We start from the raw sequence: 7,877 nt of genomic DNA, 5'->3' as shown, positions 1-7,877 counted from the left end.
CGCAACGTCCACTTTTGAATGAAATGATAAAAGTGGGTAAGTGCGCCCTTCGTTTCACTCCGGGAAAACTTCGCTTCGCTACGTTTGATATTGCTCGCTTTGTTTTTTGACTCTATGATGATGTTTGGTTATTGATCATCACGGTTTAATACTATGTCAGATATTCAAGAAAAGAAAGATGCAGTTTTAAAGAAGCTCACTAAAGCACAGCAGAAGAAGTTATCTCTACAAGAGCAAATTGAGTATTTGAAAAAAGAACAAGAGCAGATCTTAGAACAGGCAAAACAGAAACAGAATGAGCTTAAACTTAAGCAGCAAAAACTTTTAAGTGAAGCCAAAGCTCAAGAACGGAAAAATGAAACTAGACGGAAAATTTTGCTTGGCGCTTGGGTTTTGAATAAATTTAAGAATGATGAATCTTTTAAACATCAATGGGCTGATTTTGAGCAGTTTTTAAGTGCGGAAAGTAAGACAGAAGAAAATAGACAGAAAGATAAAGAGCTTTTTAATGATCTTTTTAAGGGATAAGTTCTAAATTTCATATAAGAGATTTTATGTTAAATAAAGGTTAACTACTATGAAATGCTAATGTTTGTATTACAGGAGAGGTAGCTCAATTTGTTTGAACAACTAAAAGCTTATTTAAAGTTGAAATTGGCGTAAAATATATAAAACACTCACTTTGTTGAACTGGTATTTTAAGAATGCGAGATGGTATTTACTTCCTTGAATTTCAAGATAATTTTAATGATTTTGGTAATGGAGTTTTTGTAGTACAAAATAATATAATAAATGGTGGAAACTATGCATTTTCCTTTCAAGGTGAAATCATTAATCAAAAATCGAAAGTTATTATAAAACAACATGATAATAGTATAGAAAAAGCTATAAATGAAACTTTAAATGTATCTATTAAAAAGACGAATTATGATTATGAATTATTAGGGAGTATTACTAATAGACCTAATTTAGTCGTTTATATAAAAGCAAAATTTATAGGTGACTTATTTCTAAAATTAACATAATACACGTTATGCGAAGTCAAAAATGGGAGCTCTAAGCTCCCATTTTTAGTCTTTAATGCGCTTTTTCGCTTCGTCATAAACTATGCTGTCAGCTCGTTTCCCAACCGTAATGAGCAAGATAACTACCTGATCATCTTTAACTTGATAAACTAGTCGGACTCCAGCCTTTAATAATTTAATTTTGTAGCAACCTGCAAGATCACCTCTAAGCATATTCTTTGGAATATGTGGCTGCTCTATGACCTTGGCAAGTTTTTTCTTAAATTGATCTCTTATAGCACTAGGAAGCTTTTCCCATTCAGCTGTGAAGTCCTTATGACGTAAAAGCTTATAAGTCATCTAAAGTAATTTCCTCAAACATTTCTTTAGGATCATTAATACGTTTACGAACAATCGCTAATAGCTCGGTATCCTCTTCTGAGAGTAAGGCTTTTTGTACAGGGAGTTTCCCAGTCGCTGCAATGTATTCAAGGACATTTGTAAAAAACTCAGTAGGTGCAATACCTTGTTCTCTTAGAACTGAATAAGATTTTTCTTTAAGGGCTTCATCGACCCTGAAGTTAACAGTAGCCATTATTTTTCCCATTTATTGAATGCATAGGAATATTGTAATGCAAGTTGCATTACGTGGCTAGTTCGTATAATCCGTATTATGTTAATTTCAGAGAAACTATTACAAATAGAATATTACTTTTATATTCTCAAATGAGCCGCTATCTTTCTTAAAAAATACTATAAATAACTGTTATTACTGATTATTATTTTTTAAATCAGGGCGAATTTTATAAATATTATTTTGGAGTTCAAAAATATGACTGAGAGCTTTTCCTATCAGTAAGATATTTTCTCTATTTTCTAGTGATGGATCTGATTGAATCTTACTAGGAATACTGTCTAATAATATTGCAGCTTGATACAAATCATCATTTATTTTTTTTAATTGATCCATTTTTCTCTTCTATATATGTTGGTAAGGATCCCAATCATATTACATTGAGATCCTGATTTATTAGGCCGTGGTATATCTTGTTGTAGCTTCTCTAGTTTCTGAACTAAAAAGGTTTAATAATCTATCCGATGATGGTACAGGAAGATTTGGTGGATTCCAATCACCTGTAGTGATGCATGTATTTAAAGAGTTTCCACACTCTGACATTCCACCGCTACCAGCAGACCCATAGACATCAATACAGTCTGCATAATATTCTGCACACATCACAATTCTTTCGTTAAATAATATGAAGGCGTTGTAGGATCATATGCAAGAGCAAGACTACTAGTTATTATTGTACTAATTAGAACTATTTTTTTTAAGAACATAAGAAAATTGCAAAAGTGCATATTCTAAAAGCGGACATTTCTACTTTGGGCTTACATCTAAGTTTCGTATAACCGCCATTATGTTAAATGGAGGTTAGATTGGTGGAAAACTCCAGTTTTTGAAACTTCAAATAGAAGCTCTTTCGTTCAATTAGTAATTGTAATTTCTATATAAATTTATATTCTATTGAATAATTATTTCATAAATTCTCCTATCATATTTGGCTGCATATGTAGCTACTTCTTGATTAATCTTTTTATGACTTTTATCTACATATGAAAAGATTATTGAATCCTCATTATGCTGCTCATAGTTGATGGCGTATTTATATTCCGAATAAGGATAAAGAGTACCTAAGCTATAAGTTTTTTGAGCACTGATATAAGTTATTTTAAGATCTGTGATTGGGGCATTGGTCCAATTTTTAATAGAAATATATCCATTCTTTTCTAATGGTTGGCATCCTATAATTAAAACTAATGCAAGACAGTAAAATAGGCTATTCTTCATTTTGGTAGTTCTGTTCAATTGGTCTTATGAGTCGACTAATAACTATAACTTTTGAGGTATCACAGCTAGGATCTACTTCAGTTATCCAAGAATAATTATTTTTTTCTAGAGGATAGGATTCTCCGCCTCCATATGCTGCTTTATCACCTAAAAAATAAGTATCCGAATCTACTTTTAGGCTCTTAGTTTCCATATCCCAATCTAGAGTTTTTGTAGCAAAAATTGGCAGAACTTTAGATCCATCAGCATGTTCTAGGTATAGGCATTTACCTTCCCTAATAAGCTTAGCCTCACTATAACTTGCATTATCTGCTCCCCCCGTATATTGAATACGTGGAACAACTATATTTGATTCAATTTTTTCTGTAACTGGACTACAGGCTGCAAGTAAACTTAATAAAATAAATTCTAATCTTTTCATATTAAAGGAATTTTTTGATAAAATCATAATAGAGAAATTAAAGCAAATTATTCCAAAAGGCTCTGATTAAAAATTGTTAAAATTAATAGATATATGAGATAAAATTATGAAAAAATTTTTATATTTTAATTTCTTAGCAATTATTTTGACCTACGTATCTTTGCTTTATCAAAAAAATATATTAGTTGACCGCATAGTTGTAGATAAGCTTGGAGAAGTTGAAGTCATAGCTGGGGGATTTCCTCTACAGTTCCTTATAGATGGTGAAACCTCTCCAGTCGGAAGTATAAGTATCAATCCTTTATTTATTTTCATCGGCATGGATCAATTTGTTTTTCTCAATTTTTTTATTGATTATTTATTTTGGATAAGTATTTTATTTGCTTTTTCTATGATTGTGAAAAAGTACAGAATTGTATAGATCTCCTAAAATTAACATAATACACGTTATACGAAATTAAAAAATGGAGCCTAAAGCTCCATTTTTTAATAATTTTTTTAAATTGCTAAGCGCAAATTTAGTGCTTTTACAACTTTAATCACCGTATCAAAACTAGGGTTCACATCACCAGAAAGTGCTTTGTAAAGACTTTCTCGGCCTAGACCTGTATCTCGTGATAATTGAGCCATTCCTTTAGCTTTAGCAATGTTACCTAAAGCTTTAGCAATGAATGCGGCATCACCATTAGATTCTTCGATACATGCTTGTAAGTAAGCCTGCATATCTTCTTCTGTTTTAAGATGCTCAGCACTGTCCCATTTGCGAAGTTTAATAGCCATTTATAGCTCCTCCTCTAAATCTTGTGCCAATTGCAGGGCAAGTTTTATATCTTTACTTTGCGTAGACTTATCTCCGCCTGCTAAAAGAATAACAACCCTTTGCCCTTGTTTGCAGTAGTAAATCCTATAGCCTGGTCCAAAGAAGAAACGTAATTCAGAGACACCTTCACCAACTGGTTCAGTATCTCCAAAGTTTCCATCTTCAACCCGATCAATTCGGACTTGTATGCGTCTTTTTGCCTGTTGGTCTTTTAACTTGGTGAACCATTCATCAAAGACTTCAGTGGTATATATTGAGTACATAAACAAAATGTATCCTACAGGATACATTTATGCAAGAAATAAACTTGGTTTTGGGGAGCCTGAAACGCTGAATTTCGTATAACAGCCATTATGTTAAATAGAATCAAAAAACCTCCAATAAAATCGTTATAGTATTATTATTTATTGAATAGATAAGAGAATTAAATTAGTGAAATACTCAAATGAAAAAATAGTAAAAGCTCTCTTACTTTCTCCTTTACCACTACTTTTTTTCACAGCAGTCCTGTTTATCGTAATGAATCAGGAATACAGCCTATACTCGATTTTAGTGGTTCTTGTAGGGCACGGTCTTGTCTACTTGGCTTATTGTATTTTGACTGTACCTTTCAGCTTCATATTCTCAATTCTTTTAAATCGTTATAACAGTCTTAATTTATTAACTATCTGTATTGCCTCTATAATTATTGCTACTCCATTTTTTATTCTTTTTGGATGGAGTCACACAGGAGAAATTTCGAAAGAGTGGTGGAAGATGTATACAGATACATGGACTATCTTTATGGCTCTATTTCCTGGCTTATGTTATTGGCTATTTCTGATTAACCTAAAAGATAAGAAATCAAAGAATATTGAATAAACCATTGCATAGAGATTCTTAAATTTCCCTAAAATTAACATAATACACCTTATACGAAATGCGTTATAATTATCCTTATAATTCAACGCTGTAGTTCCTAGTTGATAGCCCGAGTTTCCATGACCGGGCTTTTTTTATGATTTTTCACGTTCCACGCCTATTATTTAAGCAATGTTTCACGATTTTGATTAGCTCAATTGAATAATCAGGATGACTGGTCTTTTTCTTTTTGGCGTTTATCCAGCTCTTTTTTCAGCTCCTTTTTATCCTGGTACGATGCGATCAGCATGATCGGGATCAACAGTGGGGCCACAATAATGCCTAGGGCAATGTCTTTCAGTTTCGGCATGATCTTTCTCCCTTAGTCATTATCAAAAACAGCATTCAGTACACGGCCAAATAAGCCACGTTTTTTCTTTGTCTCATAATGCGTATTTGGTACGTGTTTTGGTGTTTCATTAGGGCGTGTCACCAATGTCTCATGGGATGTTTTAATTTCACTATCTCTATTATTATCAATAGTTTCACTTATTCCATTATTGTTGTCGCATGGTGCATCATTGGAATGTGTCACTGGTGTATCATGAGACATTTTTTCTTCAGACTCTTTATGCCCTAATAGCAATTGAAAGCGGTCTATTTGATCTAAATAGCGTTTCTCACGATCTTTGTATGACTCAATTTCCTTTTTCATAAAATCAACAAGCTGACGTAAATCAGCATCATCTTTAGACTGATCCACTTCTTGTTTTTGTTCATGCTTTTTGATCGGCTCTCCAAAGCATCGGATGACTTCTGCAATATCAAAAAGACCATCAGCGCTTCGAGATATACGCCCTTCTTTTATGGCCCTATATAGCGTAGAACGACTGACGTTAAAGCGGTTAGATACTTCACTTAGTGATAATTTAGCCATTTACTAAATCCTTTTATTTAATGGCATATATCCCACTTTTTTTAGGTATGGATATAGTTCTTTGATTTTTTCAGGATCGTGAAGCATCTCAGCAATACGAATAGCAAATTGTGGATAGCTTTCAGTTCCCTGGGAATACCGACCCATTTCCGGTAGCTCTGAAAGTTTATTGGCAAACATGTGGCGTTGTGCATCGGTCATTTGGGTAAAGAGATCTACCGTGTTTGGATCTCTTTCTGAAGGTATCGAATCAATTTTTTTATGCTTAAAAGTGAATGATAAGCCTGAGATAGATCTTCCTGTTTTGTACTGTTCGTATTTTACATGTATATCAGTCAGCTCATTGATTTGCTTTATGGCTGGTTCTAAAACACGACTTTTAAAATTAACCATTTTTTGATATTCATTCATCTCAAGTCCTAATTTTTCTCTGAACTCAGATAAAGAAATAACAGGTGTTTTTCCTACGTCTCTCCAAGCAATTAGAAACTCATATAGACGAATAGCATATTTGCTAGTTAGTTGCGCAACCTGTTTAAGTTGATAGCTCGTAAAGTGCTTTTCCAATCTTGTAATAAGAGGAACAACATCTGGTGCAAAGGTAACTTCTAATGTAGCAAGGTCATCAACATATGCAATTCGGCTAACCCAGCGGGATTTGACTACAATTTCTTTGTTTGTATCTTTATGAATTTCCTTAAAAGAGAACTTTCTTTCAAAAAGATTATTAACTGCATTTTTTAGAGCGTTATACGCAGCTTCTTTGGTGACATCAAAGCGAGAAGCATAATCAGAAGCATGGATTTCTAATTTACTGTCGGATGAGATCCCTTGGCCTGTTTCTCTTGCTCTTATTATTGATAAAAGGATAAGCCGTTGCTCGGTTACTTCGAGATTATAACTGGCATTAATTAAGGCATTATCTTTTACTACTAAGTCATTTTTCATAAGACTGCATAGGTTATAAGTGTTATTAAGACTACATTAGCATTCGATGTAATCAAATGCAAAGAAATTGTAGTCTTATGACAAAGAAATTGTAGTCTTATGACAAAGAAATTGTAGTCTTATGACAAAGAAATTGTAGTCTTATCCACCTTGAAAGCCTTGCAAACAAAGGTTTTCAGAGAGTCTAAAAGCATTAAAAACTTTAAAAATAATTAAAAGCCCAGGAAAGGAAAAATTGCCCTTGGTTTTCGCTGCGCTCAAACTCTATTGAATCTCGCTTTCGCTCGACTCGTTGGGGCAATTTTTTGGCTCATTGGGTTGTGACTTTAAAAAAAAGCAAAAGCAGCTCGGAATTCGCTTCGCTCATGAGCTTTTTACTCGCTTCGCTCGACATAAAGCCATCGTAATCAGTTCGCACCCATTCGGGATGCTCTGATTCTGAGTTCTTGATACACAGGGGAGCCTGTAATCAGGGAAAAACAGGTGAAAAAATTTAGATCCCTGTAGTTCGCTCGTAGACACTCGCTAAATGCTCTCATTTGCGATTTAAGAGTTTTTTCTTAACTCAACTATAAATCTACTGTGGTTTAGCAAAACATCGCTAAAAACCCTATTTTTTTGCGTTTAAACAGCATTCACCAAGGTCGGTAATCGTTGTTATTTTCATTTTCTGGTTTTTTAGGCTCATTTTTCTGCTGTTTTTCCAATTCTTGGCGTTTTAAAAATGCCAAATGTTCTCGTTCGTGTCTTTCTTGTTCATAGCGTTGTTCTTTTTGCTCTCGTTCTTTACGTAATTGCTCTCTAAATTCACTTTCTCTGCGATCATTTTCAATTCTTCGTTGGCGATCTACTTCCGCTTGGCGTACTTGCTGCATTCTTTCTTGTTCAATTTTGAGATCATCTGCCCGTTTTGCTTTAAGGAGGGGACTCATATCATCATTAAAATCATGTAGGGTATCGAATGAATGAACGTACTCTCGTTTTAGCTTCTGCCAAAACGTGGGTTTTATCGTTGGTCGTTCAATCCCATTATTTTCCAGTATCTCTGAGCATTG

General features: G+C 33.7%; 14 protein-coding genes and 1 pseudogene. 4 read left to right on the top strand and 11 right to left on the bottom strand.

All coding sequences use genetic code 11. The features are described 5' to 3' along the window. Nucleotides 1-153 precede the first annotated feature (153 nt). Nucleotides 154-528, top strand: coding sequence for a hypothetical protein (locus FTU34_RS17095; protein ID WP_086322809.1), 375 nt, complete (start codon nt 154-156; stop codon nt 526-528). A 176-nt stretch (nt 529-704) separates the two neighbouring features. Then, complete coding sequence (locus tag FTU34_RS17090; protein WP_179997607.1) at nt 705-1,025, top strand: GrlR family regulatory protein; 321 nt, start codon at nt 705-707, stop codon at nt 1,023-1,025. A 45-nt stretch (nt 1,026-1,070) separates the two neighbouring features. On the opposite strand, the gene FTU34_RS17085 is transcribed toward FTU34_RS17090, so the two are convergent. The 5 genes from FTU34_RS17085 to FTU34_RS17065 form a co-directional block, all read right to left on the bottom strand. Then, nucleotides 1,071-1,364: a type II toxin-antitoxin system RelE/ParE family toxin gene (locus tag FTU34_RS17085; RefSeq protein ID WP_074947749.1), complete on the bottom strand. Its 294-nt coding sequence runs from the start codon at nt 1,362-1,364 to the stop codon at nt 1,071-1,073. Continuing rightward, nucleotides 1,354-1,599 carry a type II toxin-antitoxin system RelB/DinJ family antitoxin gene (locus FTU34_RS17080; protein WP_111885987.1) on the bottom strand — a complete coding sequence of 82 codons (246 nt, stop codon included), beginning with the start codon at nt 1,597-1,599 and terminating at the stop codon, nt 1,354-1,356. Before FTU34_RS17080 ends, FTU34_RS17085 begins: the two co-directional genes overlap by 11 nt. A 174-nt stretch (nt 1,600-1,773) precedes the next feature. Then, nucleotides 1,774-1,974, bottom strand: a complete 201-nt coding sequence (locus FTU34_RS17075) for a hypothetical protein (RefSeq protein ID WP_163146734.1) — start codon at nt 1,972-1,974, stop codon at nt 1,774-1,776. 555 nt (nt 1,975-2,529) lie between these two features. Further along, entirely contained in the window at nt 2,530-2,856 is a 327-nt protein-coding gene (locus FTU34_RS17070) for a hypothetical protein (protein WP_005108845.1), read from the bottom strand. Further along, the gene (locus tag FTU34_RS17065) at nt 2,846-3,277 is read right to left on the bottom strand and encodes a hypothetical protein (protein ID WP_005108844.1); all 432 of its coding nucleotides are present in this window, start codon (nt 3,275-3,277) and stop codon (nt 2,846-2,848) included. Before FTU34_RS17065 ends, FTU34_RS17070 begins: the two co-directional genes overlap by 11 nt. A gap of 106 nt (nt 3,278-3,383) precedes the next feature. On the opposite strand from FTU34_RS17065, the gene FTU34_RS17060 reads away from it, so the two are divergent. Then, the gene (locus tag FTU34_RS17060; RefSeq protein WP_005108843.1) at nt 3,384-3,698 is read left to right on the top strand and encodes a hypothetical protein; all 315 of its coding nucleotides are present in this window, start codon (nt 3,384-3,386) and stop codon (nt 3,696-3,698) included. 77 nt (nt 3,699-3,775) lie between these two features. Here the strand turns inward: FTU34_RS17060 and FTU34_RS17055 are convergent, their stop codons facing one another. Together FTU34_RS17055 and FTU34_RS17050 are read right to left on the bottom strand one after the other, a co-directional pair. Further along, nucleotides 3,776-4,057: an addiction module antidote protein gene (locus FTU34_RS17055; protein WP_067865280.1), complete on the bottom strand. Its 282-nt coding sequence runs from the start codon at nt 4,055-4,057 to the stop codon at nt 3,776-3,778. Beyond that, complete coding sequence (locus tag FTU34_RS17050) at nt 4,058-4,360, bottom strand: type II toxin-antitoxin system RelE/ParE family toxin (RefSeq protein WP_178962753.1); 303 nt, start codon at nt 4,358-4,360, stop codon at nt 4,058-4,060. A gap of 169 nt (nt 4,361-4,529) precedes the next feature. Here FTU34_RS17050 and FTU34_RS17045 point away from each other — a divergent pair, with 169 nt between their 5' ends. Further along, nucleotides 4,530-4,958 (top strand): hypothetical protein, encoded by a 429-nt coding sequence (locus FTU34_RS17045; protein ID WP_000877730.1) that lies wholly within the window; start codon nt 4,530-4,532, stop codon nt 4,956-4,958. Nucleotides 4,959-5,163: 205 nt separating this feature from the next. Here FTU34_RS17045 and FTU34_RS17040 read toward each other — a convergent pair whose 3' ends face one another. The 4 genes and pseudogenes from FTU34_RS17040 to FTU34_RS17990 form a co-directional block, all read right to left on the bottom strand. Continuing rightward, on the bottom strand, nt 5,164-5,307 hold the full coding sequence (locus tag FTU34_RS17040; RefSeq protein ID WP_166135746.1) for a hypothetical protein: 144 nt from the start codon (nt 5,305-5,307) through the stop codon (nt 5,164-5,166). Between the two features lie 12 nt (nt 5,308-5,319). Continuing rightward, nucleotides 5,320-5,874 carry a plasmid replication DNA-binding protein gene (locus FTU34_RS17035; RefSeq protein ID WP_180005593.1) on the bottom strand — a complete coding sequence of 185 codons (555 nt, stop codon included), beginning with the start codon at nt 5,872-5,874 and terminating at the stop codon, nt 5,320-5,322. 3 nt (nt 5,875-5,877) lie between these two features. Beyond that, nucleotides 5,878-6,822 carry a replication initiation protein RepM gene (gene repM / locus FTU34_RS17030; RefSeq protein WP_068912167.1) on the bottom strand — a complete coding sequence of 315 codons (945 nt, stop codon included), beginning with the start codon at nt 6,820-6,822 and terminating at the stop codon, nt 5,878-5,880. A gap of 635 nt (nt 6,823-7,457) precedes the next feature. Continuing rightward, nucleotides 7,458-7,877: pseudogene (locus tag FTU34_RS17990) on the bottom strand (MobA/MobL family protein); the annotation flags it as partial.

The organism is Acinetobacter sp. YH12094, from assembly GCF_013419295.1.
GTDB lineage: Bacteria > Pseudomonadota > Gammaproteobacteria > Pseudomonadales > Moraxellaceae > Acinetobacter > Acinetobacter amyesii.
Note: the sequence above shows the minus strand (reverse complement) of the source record. Positions and strands in the feature narration are given on the sequence as shown.

Excerpts from the sequence above, each read along its gene's own strand:
- FTU34_RS17095 (WP_086322809.1), top strand. The coding sequence starts at position 154 with ATGTCAGATATTCAAGAAAAGAAAGATGCAGTTTTAAAGAAGCTCACT.
- FTU34_RS17090 (WP_179997607.1), top strand. The coding sequence starts at position 705 with ATGCGAGATGGTATTTACTTCCTTGAATTTCAAGATAATTTTAATGAT.
- FTU34_RS17085 (WP_074947749.1), bottom strand. The coding sequence starts at position 1,364 with ATGACTTATAAGCTTTTACGTCATAAGGACTTCACAGCTGAATGGGAA.
- FTU34_RS17080 (WP_111885987.1), bottom strand. The coding sequence starts at position 1,599 with ATGGCTACTGTTAACTTCAGGGTCGATGAAGCCCTTAAAGAAAAATCT.
- FTU34_RS17075 (WP_163146734.1), bottom strand. The coding sequence starts at position 1,974 with ATGGATCAATTAAAAAAAATAAATGATGATTTGTATCAAGCTGCAATA.
- FTU34_RS17070 (WP_005108845.1), bottom strand. The coding sequence starts at position 2,856 with ATGAAGAATAGCCTATTTTACTGTCTTGCATTAGTTTTAATTATAGGA.
- FTU34_RS17065 (WP_005108844.1), bottom strand. The coding sequence starts at position 3,277 with ATGAAAAGATTAGAATTTATTTTATTAAGTTTACTTGCAGCCTGTAGT.
- FTU34_RS17060 (WP_005108843.1), top strand. The coding sequence starts at position 3,384 with ATGAAAAAATTTTTATATTTTAATTTCTTAGCAATTATTTTGACCTAC.
- FTU34_RS17055 (WP_067865280.1), bottom strand. The coding sequence starts at position 4,057 with ATGGCTATTAAACTTCGCAAATGGGACAGTGCTGAGCATCTTAAAACA.
- FTU34_RS17050 (WP_178962753.1), bottom strand. The coding sequence starts at position 4,360 with ATGTACTCAATATATACCACTGAAGTCTTTGATGAATGGTTCACCAAG.
- FTU34_RS17040 (WP_166135746.1), bottom strand. The coding sequence starts at position 5,307 with ATGCCGAAACTGAAAGACATTGCCCTAGGCATTATTGTGGCCCCACTG.
- FTU34_RS17035 (WP_180005593.1), bottom strand. The coding sequence starts at position 5,874 with ATGGCTAAATTATCACTAAGTGAAGTATCTAACCGCTTTAACGTCAGT.
- repM (WP_068912167.1), bottom strand. The coding sequence starts at position 6,822 with ATGAAAAATGACTTAGTAGTAAAAGATAATGCCTTAATTAATGCCAGT.